Annotated in this window: 17 protein-coding genes and 1 pseudogene; 6 read left to right on the top strand and 12 right to left on the bottom strand. The window is 40.3% G+C overall.

The genetic code is table 11. The features are described 5' to 3' along the window. Positions 1 to 148: 148 nt before the first annotated feature. From AAEY55_RS00390 to pspA, 5 genes are all read right to left on the bottom strand, one after another. A complete protein-coding gene (locus tag AAEY55_RS00390; RefSeq protein ID WP_011328703.1) occupies positions 149 to 1,174 on the bottom strand; it encodes a YcjF family protein in 1,026 nt (341 codons plus the stop codon). After that, entirely contained in the window at positions 1,171 to 2,592 is a 1,422-nt protein-coding gene (locus AAEY55_RS00395; RefSeq protein ID WP_086997937.1) for a YcjX family protein, read from the bottom strand. The genes AAEY55_RS00390 and AAEY55_RS00395 overlap by 4 nt, the downstream gene beginning before the upstream one ends. Before the next feature lie 63 nt (positions 2,593 to 2,655). Continuing rightward, a complete protein-coding gene (gene pspC, locus AAEY55_RS00400) occupies positions 2,656 to 3,057 on the bottom strand; it encodes an envelope stress response membrane protein PspC (RefSeq protein WP_011328705.1) in 402 nt (133 codons plus the stop codon). Next, complete coding sequence (gene pspB, locus AAEY55_RS00405) at positions 3,054 to 3,287, bottom strand: envelope stress response membrane protein PspB (protein WP_011328706.1); 234 nt, start codon at positions 3,285 to 3,287, stop codon at positions 3,054 to 3,056. Before pspB ends, pspC begins: the two co-directional genes overlap by 4 nt. Positions 3,288 to 3,372: 85 nt before the next feature. Then, a complete protein-coding gene (pspA, locus tag AAEY55_RS00410) occupies positions 3,373 to 4,032 on the bottom strand; it encodes a phage shock protein PspA (RefSeq protein ID WP_041454499.1) in 660 nt (219 codons plus the stop codon). Positions 4,033 to 4,217: 185 nt separating this feature from the next. Here pspA and pspF point away from each other — a divergent pair, with 185 nt between their 5' ends. Genes pspF through AAEY55_RS00440 form a run of 6 tightly spaced genes read left to right on the top strand, consistent with a single transcriptional unit; the run spans position 4,218 to position 10,627 of the window. After that, positions 4,218 to 5,303: a phage shock protein operon transcriptional activator gene (pspF, locus tag AAEY55_RS00415; protein WP_086997934.1), complete on the top strand. Its 1,086-nt coding sequence runs from the start codon at positions 4,218 to 4,220 to the stop codon at positions 5,301 to 5,303. Between the two features lie 48 nt (positions 5,304 to 5,351). Next, positions 5,352 to 6,959 (top strand): ABC transporter substrate-binding protein, encoded by a 1,608-nt coding sequence (locus AAEY55_RS00420; RefSeq protein WP_350549565.1) that lies wholly within the window; start codon positions 5,352 to 5,354, stop codon positions 6,957 to 6,959. After that, a complete protein-coding gene (locus tag AAEY55_RS00425; protein WP_350549568.1) occupies positions 6,959 to 7,993 on the top strand; it encodes an ABC transporter permease in 1,035 nt (344 codons plus the stop codon). The genes AAEY55_RS00420 and AAEY55_RS00425 overlap by 1 nt, the downstream gene beginning before the upstream one ends. Next, positions 7,980 to 8,873 (top strand): ABC transporter permease subunit, encoded by an 894-nt coding sequence (locus AAEY55_RS00430; RefSeq protein WP_011328711.1) that lies wholly within the window; start codon positions 7,980 to 7,982, stop codon positions 8,871 to 8,873. The genes AAEY55_RS00425 and AAEY55_RS00430 overlap by 14 nt, the downstream gene beginning before the upstream one ends. Further along, positions 8,874 to 9,866: an oligopeptide/dipeptide ABC transporter ATP-binding protein gene (locus tag AAEY55_RS00435; protein ID WP_011328712.1), complete on the top strand. Its 993-nt coding sequence runs from the start codon at positions 8,874 to 8,876 to the stop codon at positions 9,864 to 9,866. After that, entirely contained in the window at positions 9,866 to 10,627 is a 762-nt protein-coding gene (locus AAEY55_RS00440; protein ID WP_011328713.1) for an ATP-binding cassette domain-containing protein, read from the top strand. Before AAEY55_RS00435 ends, AAEY55_RS00440 begins: the two co-directional genes overlap by 1 nt. Before the next feature lie 498 nt (positions 10,628 to 11,125). Here AAEY55_RS00440 and AAEY55_RS00445 read toward each other — a convergent pair whose 3' ends face one another. The 7 genes and pseudogenes from AAEY55_RS00445 to tig all read right to left on the bottom strand — a co-directional run bounded on the left by AAEY55_RS00445 (position 11,126) and on the right by tig (position 20,921). Then, positions 11,126 to 12,100 carry a transposase gene (locus AAEY55_RS00445; RefSeq protein ID WP_350549803.1) on the bottom strand — a complete coding sequence of 325 codons (975 nt, stop codon included), beginning with the start codon at positions 12,098 to 12,100 and terminating at the stop codon, positions 11,126 to 11,128. A gap of 256 nt (positions 12,101 to 12,356) precedes the next feature. Beyond that, positions 12,357 to 14,258, bottom strand: a complete 1,902-nt coding sequence (locus AAEY55_RS00450; RefSeq protein WP_350549571.1) for a SurA N-terminal domain-containing protein — start codon at positions 14,256 to 14,258, stop codon at positions 12,357 to 12,359. A gap of 171 nt (positions 14,259 to 14,429) precedes the next feature. Beyond that, positions 14,430 to 14,738, bottom strand: a pseudogene (locus tag AAEY55_RS00455) (HU family DNA-binding protein); the annotation flags it as partial. A 170-nt stretch (positions 14,739 to 14,908) separates the two neighbouring features. After that, positions 14,909 to 17,269 carry an endopeptidase La gene (gene lon, locus AAEY55_RS00460; protein WP_350549574.1) on the bottom strand — a complete coding sequence of 787 codons (2,361 nt, stop codon included), beginning with the start codon at positions 17,267 to 17,269 and terminating at the stop codon, positions 14,909 to 14,911. Positions 17,270 to 17,418: 149 nt separating this feature from the next. Then, a complete protein-coding gene (clpX, locus tag AAEY55_RS00465; protein WP_011328719.1) occupies positions 17,419 to 18,702 on the bottom strand; it encodes an ATP-dependent protease ATP-binding subunit ClpX in 1,284 nt (427 codons plus the stop codon). Between the two features lie 132 nt (positions 18,703 to 18,834). Beyond that, positions 18,835 to 19,452, bottom strand: a complete 618-nt coding sequence (gene clpP / locus AAEY55_RS00470) for an ATP-dependent Clp endopeptidase proteolytic subunit ClpP (protein WP_011328720.1) — start codon at positions 19,450 to 19,452, stop codon at positions 18,835 to 18,837. Between the two features lie 164 nt (positions 19,453 to 19,616). Continuing rightward, positions 19,617 to 20,921: a trigger factor gene (gene tig / locus AAEY55_RS00475; RefSeq protein ID WP_011328721.1), complete on the bottom strand. Its 1,305-nt coding sequence runs from the start codon at positions 20,919 to 20,921 to the stop codon at positions 19,617 to 19,619. Positions 20,922 to 21,124: the final 203 nt, after the last annotated feature.

Raw genomic sequence — 21,124 nt, forward strand, 5'->3', positions numbered from 1 at the left:
TCTTATTTTGATTGTTATTGGGTATTAGCATTCAATCAAAACGTATGGGCATTCAAAGCACAAGCATCCCGGATGCTCAGATGGCTACTTGTGCAATATTTATACTTTTAGCTGTACATAAATATTGCCAAGTATTTCTTAATACTGCTTATTCCGTTGTCTCGGGCTTTTTACGGCTAATAATTTTACTAGCAATGTTTTGTACCGTACTTTTTAATAAATTGCGTTTATTTTCAAGCCGAGGTAATGGGCGGCTTAGTTCCATTGCTTTGTAGCCAATGCGCGCGGTAAATATACCGGCACTTAAGCCCTGTGCTGCTCGCCCTGAAAGCTTACCTAATAACTCGGCGCTTAGCGCGGTTGCAGCTAAATCAGAAATAAGCTCGGCACTGCCCACAAACATTACTTGCTTTATTAGCATGCGATACAGTTTTATGCGACTTGCGTAACCAAAACCAATCCCGTAAATTTTTCCTATTTGCTCTATTAACTTAGTACCACGCCACAGAACAGCCATCATATCCACCAGCGCCAGCGGGCTAAGCGCAACTAGTAACGCCGATTCAGTTGCAAAGCGATTAATTAGCTTTTTAGCTTGGGTATCTTGCGTTATTAATAAACTATTGGCGTACAGCGTCATTATTTCTTTATCGCTGTGATGCGTTGCCACTTGATTTTTAAAAGTTTCAAAGTTATCAAGTTGCTGATGTTTATTTAGTTTTTCAAGCCAAGGTAATGCGCCGCCTACTTGCTCGCTATTTAACAGCCTGTCGGCTTCATGGCGATGTAACTGGTTACGTTTTAAACTGCGCAGCATTCGGTATTCGCGCCATAATAAGCGCCCTATTAGCAACACCCCACTCACTACAGCGGTTAAATATATACTGCCTAAAATAATCGACTGTTGAAAAGCCAGTACCAATGAAAAAGCGAACTCTAACAACACCAGCACTATAAAACTAACAACAAAAATGCCTTTGAGCGTTTGCCATTTTGACTTTTTATATACTGGCGCTAGGTCAATTTCTGGCTCTAGCGCTTCGTCATTATCTTCTTGGTAATCACTTTGTCCATGTTCAATTATTTTTGCAGGCGCCAATTCAGGTTCGTTTTGCTCCATACTCTGGGTATTTATACGACGTCCTGCTTGAAACTCTTGGTTTGATTCACTCATGCTAACTTGTCTCCTAACAGGTACTGCATCACATGATCTAATCGAATATGTTTTAACTGCTTATCTGGGCTTGGCATTGGCGAAAACGATAAAAACTCAAACCCTTGCGCTGGCCATTCACTTTTATTAAGCATTCTATTAGGCGGCTGTGGCGGTAAGTAGGTTAGCCAATCAGGCTCGTTAAGTGGCTTGCCATAAATGCAGTCTAGCGTTTGGCCTTTGTCGGTTACTTGGCGCGGCTGTGTTGCGGTAATTGACGACATAGCCATGGTTTCTATTTGCACACCATCAAACTTTAAATGATTACTTTGCTCGTGCACTAATGAGTCAAGTAATAGTGCTAAATCTTTATGATGCTTAGCGGTTATATGATCTGATTTATTAGCGGCAAATAATATTTTATCTATATTAGGTTTAAATAAGCGTTTAAAAAAGCCCGATTCACCATAACTAAAGTGCGCCAATAACTGATTAATAACACTACTTTGCTCTTGCAAGGTTGCATGCCCTTCGTTTAAGGCACTAAGCACATCCACTAACACTATTTGGCGATCAAAATGGCGAAAGTGTTCATTATAAAAAGGCTTTACAACTTCTTTAACGTAGGCGTTAAAGCGTTTAATTAAATGCGCTAAGTTAGAGCCTGCAACTAGGTTATTACTATTTATCTCACCCGATACTGGAAAAAACAATAGCAATGGCGCGCCTTGTAAATCGCCTGGCATTAACATGCGCCCAGGTTGCAGCATAGCTAATTTAGTGTCTTTTTTAAGCCCTACCAACATGCTTTGATAAAGCTGTGCAATATGCGCAAGTGCGCTTTCATCTACCGGCGCATTTAGGTCGAGTTGCTCAACGGCTGTTAAAAACTCACTTGAGGTATGTACCCGCAAATGCTGCGTTAATAGCGGATATTGCAGCTCGCACCACTGTGCATAACTTTGCTCCAGCATAGGTAAATCAAGCAACCACTCGCCGGGGTAGTCAATAATATCTAAATAAAGTGTTGATTGCGGTGAAAAATGGCCACGCAACCCAGCGTTACTTTGATACTTAATAGCTAAACGCAGCGTATTTATGCGCTCGGTTGAAGGCGGCCATGTTGGCTCGCCGTCACTGGGGAGTAACGCATTTAATGCTCGAGTATAATTAAATGTGGGCACTTTAAGCGCCTCTTGCGGCACTACTTTAGTGGCAATGTGACGGCGCTCGCGCATTACATCAAAAAAAGGCAGGTTTTTATCACTCGCTTGGCTTGTTAAGTGTTTAACTAATGCGGTAATAAACGCTGTTTTGCCGCTGCCACTCAAACCTGTTACAGCCAGTTTTACATGCTGATCTAAGCTGCGATGCAATGCTTTTTGTGCTTTGCCTTTAATACTGGTAAAGGTCTTTTTTGCAAATGAAGTACGACTCATAATGGTTTAGCACTTAGCACTTCACTTACTGTTTAATGTGTAGTTGCCGTGCTATTAAATCCTTTAAAGTTTGTTAATTTCACGGCTCACCGTAAATTCAGTAGAAGTAACATAGCGTTCTATATTTTGTAGGCGCGTATCTACGCGTGTTAAACGCTCTTTTAAGTCTTGCAATGCGCGGCGCGGTGGCTCGCCTTTTTGCCATACTTTAAATTTCACTTCTAGCGGATCGCCATAGTTAGTTGAATTTGTTTTATAGGCGCTAGTGGGTTCTTTTTTATCTAAAATAAACCAGGCTGCAATATACGCTACCACAAATAAAGGGCCGCCAGTTAGTAATACCGCACTAACAAATATAATACGAACTAACCATAATTCCATATTAAAATAATCGCTTAGCCCAGCGCATACGCCGGCTATTTTTCCGCGCTGCGGATCTCTTAATAATTCACGTTTGGTACTCATACTTTACGCCTCCACTGTGGCGACTCTTGATCAAGTAATGCTTCGAGTGTTTCGACTCGGTCTGCCATTTTTTCAGCCTTTTGAGCAAGCTCTAATAACTGGCGATGCTCGTGTTCACTTAACCCTTGGCTTACTTGTTTTTTGCTACGGTAGTGCAATATTAACCACAATGGCGCTACAAAAATCATAAATAAAATAAATGGTGCTACGAGTATTTCTGGATCAAACATAACCCTCTCCTGACTATCCGTATTAGTGTTTTAAGTAGGGGCACATGGGCCCCTTATATTATTATTGGTATGCGTTAGCTATACGTTACTTATCTGCTAGCTTCTTTTTAAGCTCAGCTAACTCATCGTCTACCTTTTCGTTTTTTTGCAGTTCGGCAATTTCATCTGCTAAGGTTTTTTTGCCTAAATCGTACGACTCTATTTGAGATTCTAGTCCATCTATTTTAGTTTCGTAACGCTCAAAACGATTAAGTGCATCTTCTACCTTTGAGCTATCAAGTGCTTTTTTAACTTCAAGGCGCGACTCAGCCGAACGCTGACGTAATATAATCGCTTTTTGACGAGCTTTAGCATCTGCTAGCTTTTCTTGTAGCGTGGTTACTTCTTGTTGTAACTTTTCGATGTGTGAGCCTACATGCTCAAGTTCACCCTCGACTGAGGCTACAGCTTCAGCTGACTTTTGCTTTTCGAGTAAAGCGGCACGTGCTAAATCGTCACGATCTTTGCTTAGCGCTAGTTCAGCTTTGTCTTGCCAATCATTCATTTGCGCTTTAAGTGTATCAACGCGACGTACTAATTCTTTTCGCTCAGCGAGTGTTTTAGCTGACGTAGAGCGAACCTCTACCAAGGTGTCTTCCATTTCTTGAATAATCAGACGAACCATTTTTTCTGGGTCTTCTGCTTTATCTAAAATGGCATTGATATTAGAATTAACAATGTCTGCAAAACGTGAAAAAATTCCCATAACATTTACCTCTATAATTTAAACTTAGTTTGTCTGCTATAACTGTATCAATATGCTTGCCAACTTTATAAAAGTTAAAATACATAATTTATTCATAGAGTTAAACTCAAATTACAAATTACTTTAGTTATCCCCCATTATGAAATACACTAACTGTTAGTAAAAATGACTAAGAGTTAGGAAATATGAGCCAATATCGCCAACAAGATAACTTACTCGGCCAATCTGATAGCTTTTTATCGGTACTTGATCAGGTATCGCAGTTAGCTAACCTAGATAAACCAGTGCTTATTATTGGTGAGCGTGGCACAGGTAAAGAGTTAATTGCAGCGCGTTTACACTTTTTATCTAAACGTTGGGATCAAAACTATGTAAAGCTCAACTGTGCGGCGCTTAACGAAAACCTGCTCGAAAGTGAATTATTTGGCCATGAAAGTGGTGCTTTTACTGGCGCTAGTAAACGCCACGAAGGCCGCTTTGAACGTGCAAACAGCGGTACTTTATTTTTAGATGAGCTAGCAAACACCTCCGAAATGGTACAAGAAAAACTGCTACGCGTAATAGAGTACGGTGAATTTGAGCGTGTAGGGGGTAAACAAACAATAAAAGTAGATACGCGTTTAGTGTGCGCTACTAACGAAGATTTACCTTATTTAGCACAGCAAGGTGAGTTTAGAAGCGATTTGCTCGACCGCCTGGCTTTTGATGTAATAACCCTTCCCCCACTGCGTGAACGCCAAGGCGATATAATGCTGCTTGCAGAGCAGTTTGCAATGAATATGGCGCGCGATTTAGAGTGGCAATTGTTTAGCGGTTTTACCCGTAGTGCCACAGAAACACTGCTTAGTTATGATTGGCCTGGTAATATTCGAGAGCTAAAAAATGTGGTTGAGCGCAGTTTGTATCGCCATGGGAGTGAACAGATCCCCGTTCATCAGATTATTTTAGACCCATTTGAAAGCCGTTTTAGGCCAAAACCACGAGTAAAGCCTACTGCTTTTGTTAATAATAACATTAATACTCCTGAGCCAGCGGTTGCCGCAGCGCCGGTTGCTCAAGCACTACCAAGTGCAGCGCCTATTAATACTGAGTTTCCATGTAGCTTAAAAAAACTCTCTAACGACTTTGAAATTTTAATGATTAACAAAGCTTTAGAGCATAGCCAATTTAATCAAAAGAAAACTGCAGAAGTACTGGGTTTGACGTATCATCAATTACGTGGCTATCTGAAAAAATATAACTTGCTATACCCAAGCGACACCAAGGGGTGAGTTTCAGTTTACTTAGTTATAGTTCAATAATAGTTAGAGGTTACGCAGGTGCATAAATTATTACTTGCTTTGCTATCAACCAGCCTTATAGGGTGTATAGATAGTAAAGAAGAAATCTTAAAAGAAAAAAACCAAGGCTTAGTTTATTGCGCTGAAGCAAACCCTGTGTCGTTTAATCCGCAGGTAACTACAACAGGCTCAACTATAGATATTATTGCCAATCAATTATACGACCGCCTAATTAGTATTGACCCTGTTACAGCTGAATTTCAAAGTGAATTAGCCACCGATTGGAAAACGAGTAAAGACGGTAAATCGATTACTTTTACCTTACGTAAAGACGTAAAATTTCATACCACAGCTTATTTTACGCCTAGCCGTGACTTTAACGCTGACGATGTTATTTTTACTTTTAGCCGCTTATTTGATGTTTATAATCCGTATCACTTTGTTGGCGATGCTAATTATCCTTACTTTCAGAGTGTAGGAATTGATCAGCTTATTCGTAAAATTGTACGTGTGTCTGACTATCAAGTACGGTTTGAGTTGTTTAATGCCGAAAGTAGCTTTTTAGCCAATATGGCCACCGATTTTGCGGTTGTATTGTCACAAGAATATGCCATGCAACTAAAAGCCAGCGAACAAACCAATTTGTTTGATCACTACCCAGTAGGCACAGGCCCGTATATTTATAAAGAGTATAGGCGCGACCATTTAGTGCGCTTTTATAAAAACCCAGTTTATTGGAAACACGACGTGGTACTGGATCAATTGGTTTACGACATTACCCCTAACGGCACCACGCGTATAGCTAAAATGCTCACCAAAGAATGTGATGTCACTGCTCATCCAAGTAGCGCGCAATTGAGTATTTTAGCCCAGCGCGACGACATTAATGTAGAAAAAGAAACTAACTTAAATATTGGCTACTGGGCATTTAATACTGAGCGCCCCCCTTTTGACGATATACGAGTACGACAAGCACTCGCTCATGCAATTGACGTAGATAAAATAATGCAGGCTGTGTATTACGGCAATGGTATTCGCGCTCAATCAATTTTACCACCCACCTCGTGGGCGTTTGAACCACAAGCTAACATTCCAAATTTTGACCCTGCTTTAGCCAAAAAATTACTTATTGAAGCTGGCTTACCTAATGGCTTTAACATGAACATTTGGGCCATGCCAGTCAGTCGTATTTATAATCCTAATGCCCGTAAAATGGCCGAGCTAATGCAAAGTGATTTACGTAAAATAGGGGTTAAAGTGAGTATTATAGAATACGAATGGAATACCTTTATTCAGCGTGTTGGCGAGCACCGACACGACAGCGTACTACTTGGCTGGGCTGCCGATACGCCCGACCCTGATAACTTTTTTAGCCCTTTGCTAAGTTGCACGGCCACCTTTAGTGGTAAAAATGCCGCAAATTGGTGTAACCCACAATTTGACTCTTTACTTAACCAAGCGCTTAGTACAACCGATATAGCACTGCGTAAACAATATTATGACGCTGCACAAAGCATGATTATTAATGAGCTACCTTTAATACCAATAGCCCACGGCATGCGTTTTCAGGCAAGCAGTGCTGATATAGAGGGCATAACGCTCGGCCCATTTGGTGCTATTTCGCTTGCTAATGCGAGGAAAAAATAATGCGCTTAGATTATATTTTACGCCGCATTGGTTTATTTGTTTTTATGGTATTAATGCTTAGCGTTTTTACTTTTTTACTGAGCTTTTTATTTCCTGGCGATGCATTAAGTAATTTAAGCGGTATTCCCAGTAATAACTTTGCGCAACACACCCAGTTAGAAGATAAGTATTTATATAATAGTAATTATTTTATGCAATATATCGCTTTTTTAGGACGCATATTGCAAGGTGATTGGGGACTGTCGTTTGCCTCTGGAGATAGCGTATTTTCGCAAATACTCGACTTAATTCCTGCCACACTCGAGCTTAGTATATACGCGCTGTTTGTTTCGGTTGTTATTGGTGTTCCTACGGGCATATTAGCCTCTGCTTATTACAAACAATGGCCCGATAAGCTTATTTCTTCTACCACTATGATAGGCTATTCCATGCCTATTTTTTGGTTGGCATTATTGCTTATTATGCTATTTTCATTGCAACTGGGTTGGTTTCCAATGTCGGGAAGAATGAGCTTACTCTATGAAATACCACCCACTACTGGCTTTATTTTAATTGATATTAGCTTGGCAAACTTTCCGTACCAGGGCATGGCTTTTATTGACGCCTTACACCACCTTACCTTGCCTACCATAGTACTGGCTATGTACCCCACTACGGTATTAATACGCTTTACTCGCGAATCTATGCTTAAAGTAATGGATCAAAACTTTATTAAAACTGCGCGCGCAAAAGGCCTTAATCGCAGGCAACTTATAATGCACCATGCGCTGCGTAATGCATTGTTACCGGTAATTAAGCAAATTGGTTTACAATTTAGCACGCTTATTACGCTGGCAATGATCACTGAAATTATTTTTTCGTGGCCTGGGATTGGCCGCTGGTTAATTGATAGTATTTATCAGCGTGATTACCCCGCTATACAAGGTGGCTTAATGGCGGTTTCTTTATTTATTATTTTTGCCACCATAATCGCAGAGCTAATTTATACTCTATTCGACCCACTCTCACGGAACCAAGCTCATGGCAAAGTTTAACTTATTTTCTGAAGAGTCGAATAAATCGCCCCTAGCACGGCTGTGGCGAAAATTTAAAACCAACCACCCTGCACTCGTTGGTTTATGGGTGTTTATTGCTTTTGCTTTACTGGCCGCCAGTGCACCTTTTTTAGCCCCTTATGGGGTTAATCAGCAACATAGTGATGCCTTACTTATTCCGCCCTCGTGGCGCGAAATGGGTGACGTACGTTTTCTTTTAGGCACCGACGATTTAGGCCGCGATGTGCTTTCTAGATTAATGAACGGCGCAACGTATACATTTGGCTTATCAATTATTGCAGCGTTTTTAACCACTGTCATTGGCTTACTCGTAGGCACTTTTGCTGGTATTAGTCGTGGGCTTCGCTCCAGTTTTTTAAATCACTTACTGGATATAACGCTTTCTATTCCGTCGTTGTTGCTGGCAATTATTATTATAGCGATATTAGGCCCAGGTTTAATGAATACCGTATGGGCAATTATTTTGGCACTGCTGCCGCAATTTATTCACTCTATTCGCAACTTAATTGTAGATGAGCTGAGTAAAGATTACATCACCGCTTATCGGCTCGATGGCGCCTCTAATTGGCATATATTGTCGCGAGGGATTTACCCTAATATATATGAATATATAGTGGTTATTTTTACCATGGCGCTCTCTACTGCTATTTTAGATATAGCCGCTTTAGGTTTTTTAAAATTAGGCGCGCAACCACCTACAACCGAATGGGGTGCAATTTTAGCCGAAAACCTCGGGCTTATATATTTAGCCCCCTGGACTGTAGCCCTACCAGGCGTACTGTTGTTTTTAGCGGTACTGTCAACAAACTTAGTAGGCGATGGACTTCGCCAAGTTTTACAAGCGCGTAAGGCTGATTAAATGCAATTACTTGATGTTCGAAACTTAACCATTGAATTACACACCTCTGAAACCGTTATTAGAGCCGTAGACAGAGTGAGCTTTAGTTTAAAAGAAGGCGAAGTACATGCTTTAGTGGGTGAATCTGGTTCTGGTAAAAGCTTAATCGCCAAAGCAATTGTAGGAGTGCTTAATGAACGCTGGGTAATAACAGCTGATAGAGTGCATTGGCGCGGGGTAGACTTAATGCGTTTAACCCCAGAGCAACGCCGTAAAGTAGTAAGCCAAGACATAGCAATGATCTATCAAGATCCGAGTCGCTGCCTTGACCCTACCGCTAAAATATTTGATCAAATAGCCGAAACCTTACCTGAGGTAGCAAGTAAAGGGTTTTTCTTAAAGCGTAATCGCGAGCGCAAAGACAGAGTAAAAGCACTTATTCATAAAGTCGGTATTAAAAACCACGAAGAAATACTTAGCAGCTACCCCCACGAGCTTTCAGAAGGGGTGTGCCAAAAAGTGATGATTGCTATGGCAATTGCGCGTACGCCAAAATTATTAATTGCAGATGAGCCCACCACCGCACTTGAAAGCACCACCCGTGCACAAGTATTTAGATTGTTAAAAAGCTTAAATCAGTTAAAAAACATGTCTATTTTAATGATTTCTCATGAGCTAGAAGAAATTGTTAACTGGTCGCATACTATTCATGTTTTATATTGTGGACAAATGGTTGAAGCAGGCCCAACGCATCGTATTTTTAGCCAGCCACGCCACCCTTATACGCAAGCACTACTAAAAAGCCTACCCGATTACGAACATGGTTTGGCGCATAAAGAGCCTTTTTACGCGCTTAAAGGGACCATTCCTACGCTGCAACATTTACCAATTGGTTGTCGGTTAGGGCCGCGTTGCCCGCAAGCACAAAGAGAATGTGTTATTGCGCCAAAGCTAACTAAACACCAAGGGCATAGTTATGCGTGTCATTTTCCGCTGATCAAGGAGATGAAATAGTGCAACCCTTACTAAAAGTACAAGCATTATCAAAAAGCTTTAATTTACGGGCTGGATTATTTAGCCGTAAAAAATTTGCAGTACTTAAAAATATTTCGTTTAGTGTTGGCAAAGGCGAAACCATAGCCATAATTGGTGAAACGGGTGCCGGAAAAAGTACCCTAGCAAAATTACTTGCCGGAGCCGATAGCGCTGATAGCGGGCAAATTTTACTCGAAAACAACATAATCGAAAATAACGGCATTCGCGATCCACAATGTCGCCATATCAGAATGATTTTTCAAGACTCAGCAACCTCGCTAAACCCGGCACTGACTATTGCCGACATGCTCGATGATTGCCTGCAATTTAATACCGATTTTGACAAACAACAACGCGCCGAAAAAATAGACAGCACCATGTTAAAAGTGGGGTTATTAGTAGATCATCAACAATATTATCCGCACATGTTCAGCATAGGGCAATTACAGCGTGTAGCGCTTGCTCGCGCACTTATATTAGATCCTAAGGTTGTTGTACTCGATGAAGCACTTTCATCTCTAGACCCCTCTGTACGCGCACAAATAGTTAATTTATTACTAAAGCTACAACTAGAAACCGGATTAACCTATATATTAATAACCCATCACCTTAGTTTAGTCCGCCATATTAGCGACCAACTGGTAGTACTAGAACGAGGCGAAATTGTTGAATACGGCCCCACCGAAGCAATATTCCAAAATCCCCAATCGAAAATAACGCAAAAATTATTGAGTTGTTGATGAGACAATCCAAGAAAAACTAACTTCAATACGTAAAAGTGTACGCGTTTAGGTTTGATTTAGAACATAATTAAACCTGAACGTCTGAAAAACTAAAATGTTAAAAAATTAAAAAAAATTAAAATGACACCCATTCTAATAATTAATCCCTTTGGTGTTTATCTAAACAAACATTGCTAGGCTTAAAAGCATCCTTAATTTTTAAAATCCCTCTGCTTATTCAAATAATATTCAAATAACGCTGTTTTTATTCATTTTTAGGCATGCAAAATACTGTGCTTTCACAGTAAAAAATTAAAATGACACCCACTCTAATAATTAATCCCTTTGGTGTTTATCTAAATAAACATTGCTGAGCTTAAAATCCCCTTAGCTTTGACAATCTCTCTGCTTATTAAAATAATATTCAAATAACGCTGTTTTTATTCATTTTTAGGCATGCAAAATACTGTGCTTTCACAGTGAAGGGAAATAACGGGTAATTTTTGAAGTAACGCTTTAAGCCAGTAGCTTTTCGCAGTTACTAATGTTGGCGCGCCGCTTTCTGTTTAGGTGTTCGCAGTATCCTTCGTGCGACGCTGGGCGACCTACTGCACCATGAAATACGCGACTAAATTGTGTGGTGAGTTTTAGCCAGTTTTCGGGGGTAATGTTTACTCTTTGTAACAGGGGTAAAGTGCTGCTTTCGATATAGCCTGCTTTACCTTCGCGTATACAACGCCCGGTTAATTCTACTAGTTCAAGGTAAGATTTAAGCTCAAACGGTAATCCTTTCGCCATGTGCTTTTTTGATTTACCTGAAAAGCGCAGGAGTTGCTTCGGTTGCTTACCTGCAGTGGCACTTTCAATGCGTATTTTTACGCTGGTATGCTCTGATGTTTCAGGTGTTGTTGCTGCCTTTGCTCTTATTGGGTTTAAATCAACATACGCCATACAGGCGATTAATGCCGCTTCATCTAAGAGGGCTTGTGATTTAAAGCGTCCTTCCCAAAAGCGGCCGGTACAGTTATCTTCTTTATTAGCTCTGCGCGCAATGTCTTCATTTAATAAGCGCATAAACCAACTGATATTAGCTAAGCGTTCTCGGTATTCAATGATTGTTTCATTTAGAAAGAGCCATTCAATTTTACTTAGCTCTTCACCTTGCAGATATTTGTTAGTGAGTACAGTGCCTTTACAAAGCCTGTGCCACCACTGAATAATGGCTTTATCGGTTAGTCGCTTGGCTTTTTTATCATCAACATAGAGTACTAAATGAGTGTGATTGCTCATTACTGCATACGCGCACACATCGATACAAAATACGTTAGCGAGGGCAAGTAACTTGCTTTCAACCCACCCTCTGCGATGTTCATACGATTGATTAGTAAAGTTGTCTACGCCGCATAAAAATGCACGGCGTACACAGCGCGAAATACAGTGATAGTATTTTGTATCGACCAAACTAACCTGACGTTTTCTTGCGATAGCTATGTTATATCTGCTCAATTATTGCACTAACCAGAGCATAGTTAATTACACTGATATTACAAATATTAGGGTGGGTGTCTGCATTAAAAATATTTCAACTGTAAACCTAAATACCAAGTTTGGTTAATCACTTACTGATATCTGGCACCTTCTTTTAGTAATAACTGATCTTACTCATAACTACTTTTCCTAATAGCTGCTTTTTACAAATAAAAAAGGCGCTTTAAAAAAGCGCCTTTTAATTATTTAATTACGAATTTTACTCTGGGGCTTGCGCTACATTTGGTAAGTTAATTTTCGCTTGAGCTTTTAATGACTCAATAAACACCATGTAGTTTTTGTTTGCTTGTGCCATGGTAATGTTTTGCTGAATTTGTGGGTCAATATCATCTGCAACTTCAGCGTTCGTTACCGATTTAAGCGCAACAATCGCAGCATCACCATTATTTAAATTAACTAGCTCAACGATTGCTGAATCAGTTGGGTGAGCCATTTTAAATGTTTGCGTCACAATAGCTGGCGAAACAGTATAGCTCTGACGCGTTAACTGCGCTTCTTGGCGAACTGTTAGGTTTTGCTCAGCGGCAACGTCATTTAAGCTCTTGCCTGCTTGTACTTCTGCAAAGAGTGTACGGGCTTTTTCTTTAGCAAGCGCTGATGTTTTCTCGTTAACTAAGCTGGCTTTAATTTGCTCGCTTACATCGCTTAGTGCTTTAGTGGCAGCTGGCTCATGTTCATTAACACGCACCACAATAACATGCTCATTACCTAACTCAATCAGCTCTGAGTTTACTTTATCTTCAAGTAAATCAACTGATGTTAATGCTGTAATAACTGCAGGGCTGTTTAACGGCTCTGGTAGCTCATTTAGCGCTACAAGTGGAGTAGACTTAATCTCTACACCCGCGGCTTCTGCTGCATCAACTAAGCGGTCTGAAATTTCAAACGCAAGCGCGGCCATTTCTGTTTGCTTTTCGTAAAATGCATCTACTTTTTCAGCTTTTTCTAGTTCTGCACGTAAATCTGCTTTTACATCATCGTAGGCTTTTACTTGCTGTGCCTGTAGGTCGGTTAGTTTAATAATGTGGTAACCAAATTCTGATGCTATAACGTCTGAGTAGTCACCTTTATTTTCGAGCGCAAATGCTGCGTCTTCAAAAACAGGATCCATTACATCACGTTCTATCCACTCTAAATCGCCACCCATTTCGCCACTTACAATATCATCAGACGATGATTCTGCTAGCTCGGCAAAATCAGCACCTTGATTTAATTGCGCTAATAAAGACTCTGCTTTTGCTTTAGCTGCATCATCGTCTTCACTGTTATCAATTAAAATATGCGAAACACGACGCTTTTCAGGCTCAACGTATTGCGCTTTACTTTGTTCGTAATAGGCTTTTACGTCATCTTCAGTTACTGAAGCAACTGTAATGTCTTGCGCTTTTAGCTCTATGTAATTAACCGATAAACGCTCAGGAGATAAAAACTGGCCGCTATTTAATTCATAGTAATCTGCTATTTCTTGCTCACTCACTACAACACTGTCTTGCATTGCTTCTTTATTAACTACTAGGTAGTCAATGCTGCGCGTTTGTTGTTGTAGAGCAATGGCACTGTCAAGTTCATTTTTTAGCGCAAAATCACTTCCCGCAACAGCAGATACAAGCTGGCTGCGTGTCATGTCTTTACGTAAATACTCGCGAAATGAGTCTGGTTGAAAGTTCATTTGACGAATAACTTGCAAGTAACGGTCGTTGTTAAAGCTTTCACCAATTTTAAAATAAGGTAATTCTAAAATGGTTTGTCTTACACTTTCATCGCTTACACGAAGGCCTAACTCTGCCGCTAGTTGAGTTTGCAGTTCTTGTTGTACTAAACGGTCAATTACACCTTGGCGTATTTGCGCCATGTAATTTGGATCGGCTGCAATTTGGGTAAAGTATTCACCAAACTGTTGCTCTAATCGGCCTCGTTCATTTTGAAACGCACGATTAAATTCGGTTTGACTAATTTTAATACCATTTACTTCAGCAACAGGTTGTTCTGTGGTTTGACCTAGGTAACTACCAATTCCTGCTAAAGCAAAAGATAAAATCACGGCGCCTAAAATTACTTTGGCTATAGGTCCTTGCGAACCTTCTCTGATTTTCTCAAGCATTTGTTTATCTCTTTTCTGAGCAAGGTTTTTACCTTGTCATATGTAAAAAAAGCGTATCTTACCAGATACGCTTTTTCACTTGAAGTAACTGGCGGTAAAGTTACTTAATTCATCTTCTGTGGTCATTAAGTATTTTTACACTCGCCACAACTAATGTGTTTAAAACAGTGATTAGTTTACTGCGTCTTTTAGTGCTTTACCTGCTTTAAATGCAGGGATAGTTGCAGCAGCAATTTGAATTGTTTCGCCAGTTTGTGGGTTACGGCCTGAACGTGCAGCACGGTCACGAACTGAAAAAGTACCAAAACCAACAAGTGCAACTGAGTCGCCTTCTTTAAGTGCGCCAGTAACTGATTCGATAAATGAATCTAGTGCACGACCTGCAGCCGCTTTAGAAATGTCAGCATCAGCTGCGATTTGATCGATTAATTGAGATTTATTCACAATATCATCCTCTTTAATTGTTGTTATCAAGAGCGATTGTTTTTTACTAACATCACTGTTTTGAAAATTTAGAGCAAACTATTATGCTCATACGATTATATTTTTCTTAAGCCTAGTAACCATAAGGGCTAGGCTTGAAAACCAGTGCTTAACTTATCATACCGTTTAGATTTGAAAAGCCCCTAAAAGCACTTTTTTAGCGTTTTTTATCGGTTTTTCGGCGTTTCGACTGAAAAACTATCAACTGGGTGCACTAAAGCAAGTTTTAATACTTCATCAATCCATGTCACTGGGTGAATATCGAGGCCAGCCAATACGTTGTCTGGGATCTCTTTTAGGTCACGTTCGTTAATTTTTGGAATAATAACCGTTTTAATACCGCCGCGATGCGCTGCTAATAATTTCTCTTTTAAGCCACCAATTGGTAGTACTTCACCACGCAATGTAATTTCGCCTGTCATTGCAACATCGGCACGTACCGGATTACCCGTTAAGCTCGACACTAAACCAGTTACCATAGCAGCACCTGCACTTGGACCATCTTTAGGCGTTGCGCCTTCAGGTACGTGTACATGAATATCGCGCTTTTCATAAAAATCACTGCTAATACGAAACTCTTCCGCTCGGTTTCGTACTACTGTCATGGCTGCTTGTATCGACTCTTGCATTACATCACCTAATGAGCCGGTATAGCTAAGCTTACCTTTACCTGGTACTGCGGCGCATTCAATAGTTAGCAAGTCGCCGCCCACTTCAGTCCATGCAAGGCCGGTAACTTGGCCAATACGGTCGCCGTCTTCTGCTTTACCGTAATCAAAGCGTTGCACCCCTAAAAAGTCCTCTAGGTTGTGCTCATCGATAGTGACTGTTGTGGTGTCTTTTTCGATTAAAATATTTTTAACCGCTTTACGACATAGTTTAGATATTTCGCGCTCTAAATTACGTACACCCGCTTCACGCGTGTAATAACGAATAATACCGGTAATGGCACTATCGGCTATCTCAATTTCATGCTCTTTTAAGCCATTACGCTTAACTTGCTTGGTAATTAAGTGCTGTTTAGCAATATTTAGTTTTTCATCTTCGGTGTAACCCGACAAACGAATAACTTCCATTCGATCTAGTAACGGCCCTGGAATGTTAAAGCTGTTTGATGTAGCAACAAACATCACATCCGACAAATCGTAGTCAACTTCTAGGTAGTGATCGGCAAAATGACTATTTTGCTCAGGATCTAACACCTCAAGTAATGCAGATGCGGGATCACCACGCATGTCTGATGACATTTTGTCGATTTCATCAAGTAAAAACAATGGGTTTTTAACGCCCACTTTTGTCATATTCTGAATCATTTTACCTGGCATTGAGCCAATGTAAGTACGACGATGGCCACGAATTTCAGCTTCATCACGTACACCGCCAAGCGCCATACGAATATACTTACGGCCGGTAGAGCGTGCAATAGATTGACCTAAAGAGGTTTTACCCACACCAGGCGGCCCTACTAGACACAAAATAGGCCCTTTAAGCTTGTTAGTACGTTGTTGCACCGCTAGGTACTCTAAAATACGTTCTTTAACTTTTTCTAAGCCGTAATGGTCGCTATCAAGTATTTTTTGCGCGCCAGCTAAATCTTTTTTAACTTTTGAGCGTTTTTTCCACGGTACACTAATTAGTGTATCTATGTATGAGCGCACTACACTGGCTTCTGCCGACATTGGCGACATCATTTTTAGCTTACTTAACTCAGCCGTCGCTTTTTCTTTTGCTTCGGTTGGCATGCCCGACTCTTCAATACGCTTTTTCAGCGCTTCAAACTCGTCTGGCACATCATCAAGTTCACCGAGCTCTTTTTGAATAGCTTTCATTTGCTCATTGAGGTAATACTCGCGCTGTGATTTTTCCATCTGCTTTTTAACGCGGCTACGTATTTTTTTCTCAACTTGCAGTAAATCTATTTCGCCTTCCATTAGCGCCATTAAGTATTCTAAGCGTTCGGTAACACTTGAGGTTTCTAATACTTTTTGTTTTTCAGGCACTTTTAATGGCATATGAGCTGCCATGGTATCGGCAAGGCGCGCCGGATCGTCAATCCCCGAAACCGAAGTAAGTACTTCTGGTGGGATTTTTTTATTGAGTTTTACATAGCCTTCAAATTGGCTAATTGCGCTGCGAATAAACACATCTTGCTCATGCTCATCTATTGATTCTGATTCAATAAACTGCGCATTAGCTACAAAAAATTCTTCGCTATCAATAAATTCTTCAATTTTTGCGCGCTGCGTACCTTCTACTAAAACTTTTACTGTACCGTCTGGTAACTTTAATAACTGAAGTACAGTGGCAATAGTACCAACACGATAAATATCATCTTGCTCAGGCTCATCTACGGTTGCATCTTTTTGGGCAACCAAGAAAATTTGTTTGTCTTTATCCATTGCCGCTTCAAGGCATTTTATTGATTTTTCACGGCCTACAAAAAGCGGGATCACCATGTGCGGGTATACCACTACATCGCGCAGTGCTAATACTGGGATTTCGACTCGATCGGTTCTCTCAAGCGTCATTATATTTCTCTTTGCACTTCATTTATTTTAAAGATTACTCAAGTATATGGGGATAACCTAATTAAAGTTCAACGATTTTCCCGTACTCAATTAAATTAATTATAAAAAAAGGAGCCTTAGGCTCCTTTTTAAATCAAATAGCTTAAAAACTACTCAGATGCTGCTTTATCTTGATTATTATTTTCATAAATCAAAATTGGGTCTGATTCACCTTTAATTACGGTTTCATCTATAACCACTTTGCTTACATTATCCATAGAAGGTAGCTCATACATAGTATCAAGTAATACACCTTCAACGATTGAACGCAAACCACGAGCACCTGTTTTACGCTCCATTGCTTTGTGGGCAATTGCAGCTAAGGCATCATCGCGAAACTCAAGCTCAACATCTTCCATACCAAACAATACTGAAAACTGTTTAGTAATGGCGTTTTTAGGCTCACTTAAAATTTGTATTAGTGCAGCTTCATCAAGTTCAGTTAATGTAGCAACTACCGGTAAACGGCCGATAAACTCAGGGATCAAGCCGTACTTAACTAAATCCTCTGGCTCTACGTCTTTAAATGTATCACTTAAAGAACGGCTCGCTGCAGACTCTTTAACATCAACACCAAAACCAATACCGGTATTTTTATGGCTACGTTGCTCAATCACTTTATCAAGACCTGAGAATGCGCCACCACAAATAAACAAGATTTTAGACGTATCTACTTGTAAAAACTCTTGCTGTGGGTGCTTACGGCCACCTTGTGGTGGAACCGAAGCTATGGTGCCTTCTATCAGTTTAAGTAGTGCTTGTTGCACGCCTTCGCCTGATACATCACGCGTAATTGACGGGTTGTCTGATTTACGAGAAATTTTATCAATTTCATCTATGTAAACAATACCACGTTGTGCTTTTTCTACATCGTAATCGCATTTTTGTAACAGCTTTTGAATGATGTTTTCAACATCTTCACCCACATAACCCGCTTCGGTTAATGTGGTTGCATCGGCCATAGTAAACGGCACATCTAATAAGCGTGCTAACGTTTCTGCTAGTAATGTTTTACCACTACCTGTAGGACCAATTAATAAGATATTACTTTTACTTAGTTCAATATCTTGCTTAGTCGACTGATTACGTAGGCGTTTGTAATGGTTGTATACCGCTACAGACAATACTTTTTTAGCATGGTCTTGGCCAATAACATAGTCGTCTAAGTGTTTACGAATTTCTTTTGGTACAGGTAGTTTGTCAGAGGCATCGTGCTTAGGCGCAATGTCTTTTATTTCTTCTCTGATAATATCGTTACACAACTCTACACATTCATCACAAACATATACTGAAGGGCCTGCAATTAATTTGCGTACTTCATGTTGGCTTTTGCCGCAAAAAGAACAGTATAACAATTTACTACTTTTGTCGCCGTCTGTAGGAGTGTCAGACATTCAGCTACCTCATTTTATACGTTGGCCACCAAATTGATCGATGGCTATTTCAATACGTTTTAACTATACCAAAATTTAATTTTTTCGCATAGTAACTCAAAGTGGCAAACAGCCTAGCTGTTTGCCAAACGCTTACTTGCTAGCGCGATTTTTAAATACTGAGTCTACAATGCCGTAATCTACAGCTTGATCAGCACTCATAAAGTTATCACGATCAGTGTCTTTAGAAATCACGTCTAATGGTTGGCCTGTATGCTCAGCCATTAAGCGGTTTAGCTTGTCTTTAATAGACAGGATTTCTTTGGCATGTATTTCAAAGTCAGATGCTTGACCTTGGAAACCACCTAATGGTTGGTGGATCATTACGCGCGAGTTCGGTAGACAAAAACGTTTGCCCTTTGCCCCAGCGGTAAGTAAAAAAGCACCCATGCTAGCAGCTTGACCTACACAAATTGTACTTACATCTGGTTTAATGAAGTTCATTGTGTCGTAAATTGCCATACCCGCAGTAACCGAACCACCTGGTGAGTTTATATATAAAAAGATATCTTTATCTGGGTTTTCTGATTCTAAGAACAACATTTGCGCTAAAATCAGGTTTGCCATGTTGTCTTCAACAGGACCCGTTAAAAAGATAATACGCTCTTTTAATAATCTCGAATAAATGTCATACGAGCGCTCGCCTTTAGGTGTTTGTTCAACAACCATAGGGACCAATGCGTTTAGGGGATCTGTAATACCAATATTCATACTTATTTAATTCCTTATGCGCTTATACTTGTCCTTATTAAAGAAAAGCATAGTTATCATTTTTCGCAAATTAAGAACCACAAACTAAAATGGCCCGAGCACACTGCATAAACAGAGTAACACGAGCCATTTAATCGTTAGCGAGCACTTAAGTCAATGACTTATTAAGCACCTTGCTGTGGATTCATGATGTCGTCAAATGCTGTTTCAACGTCAGTCACAGTTGCTTTAGCTAAGATAGCCTCAACAGCTTGCTCTTCCATTGCTACATTACGCATTTGCTGCATAAGTTGATCATTCGCTTTGTAGTATTCTACTACTTCAGTTGGATCTTCGTATGCAGAAGCTACCGTTGCGATTAATGCTTCAACTTTAGCGTCGTCAACTTTAATCTCGTTAGCTTTAATCACTTCACCTAATAAAAGGCCAGTTTTAACACGTGTTACTGCTTGCTCATGGAACAATTCAGCAGGAAGCTCAGGCATGTTTTGCGCATCGCCACCAAAACGTTGAGCAGCTTGCTGACGTAATGCGTCAACTTCTTGATCAACTAGTGCTTTAGGCACTTCAATTTCGTTGTTCGCTAAAAGACCTTTAATAGCTTGATCTTTAACGTTAGCTTTAACCGCTTGGTCTAGCTCACGTGTCATGTTCTTTTTAACTTCAACTTTAAGCGCGTCAACACCACCTTCGGTAACACCGAATTTAGTTGCAAATTCTTCGCTTAATTCAGGTAACTCTTGCGCTTCAACTTTTTTCACTGTGATAGTGAATTGAGCCGCTTTACCTTTTAAGTTTTCAGCATGGTAATCATCAGGGAAAGTTACGTCAGCAATTGCTTCTTCGCCTGCTTTTTTACCTACGATATTATCTTCAAAACCTGGGATCATACGACCTTGGCCAAGTTCTAATGGGAAGTCTTCAGCTTTGCCGCCTTCAAATACTTCACCGTCGATAGTACCTACAAAATCAACCGTTACACGGTCGTTTTCGCCAGCAGCTGTATCAACTTCAGCCCAGTCTGCGTGTTGCTTACGAAGTGTTTCTAGCATGTTAGCTAAATCTTCGTCAGTTACTGTTACGGCTGGTTTTTCAACTGTAATTTTGTCTAAACCTTGAACTTCAACTTCAGGGTAAACTTCAAACGTAGCCGAAAACTCTAAATCTTTACCAGCTTCAAGTGCTTTTGGAGCAAATGTTGGTGCGCCAGCTGGGTTAATTTTTTCTGAAACAATTGCTTCATAGAAATTACGTTGCATTACTTCGCCAGCAACTTCTTGACGAACTGCTGGTCCAAAACGCTTGTTAATTACTGATGCTGGAACTTTACCAGCACGGAAGCCATCAATACGCTGCGTTTTTGACAGTTGTTGTAAGCGTTTTTTTACTTCATTCTCAACGTTCTCTGCAGGAACGGTGATGGTCAGACGGCGCTCAAGGCCTTGGGTCGTCTCAACAGAAACTTGCATGATTTACCTCAATCTTCAATTTTGGCGACTGTTCGCCTTCTTTACACACAAAGTCATCTTTAGGAGTCTTGATAAAATTTAAACCTTTGTGGCTTAAAAACATTCGTCGCTACCACCAGATACCATTGCTGCTCTGCCCTGCGGGCACTATATTAAAATAATAGACGCGGCATTATAACGTAATATTGATGATAGTCGAGTGT

It is taken from the genome of Pseudoalteromonas sp. 120-MNA-CIBAN-0494 (assembly GCF_040308885.1).
Taxonomy (GTDB): Bacteria; Pseudomonadota; Gammaproteobacteria; order Enterobacterales; family Alteromonadaceae; genus Pseudoalteromonas; species Pseudoalteromonas nigrifaciens.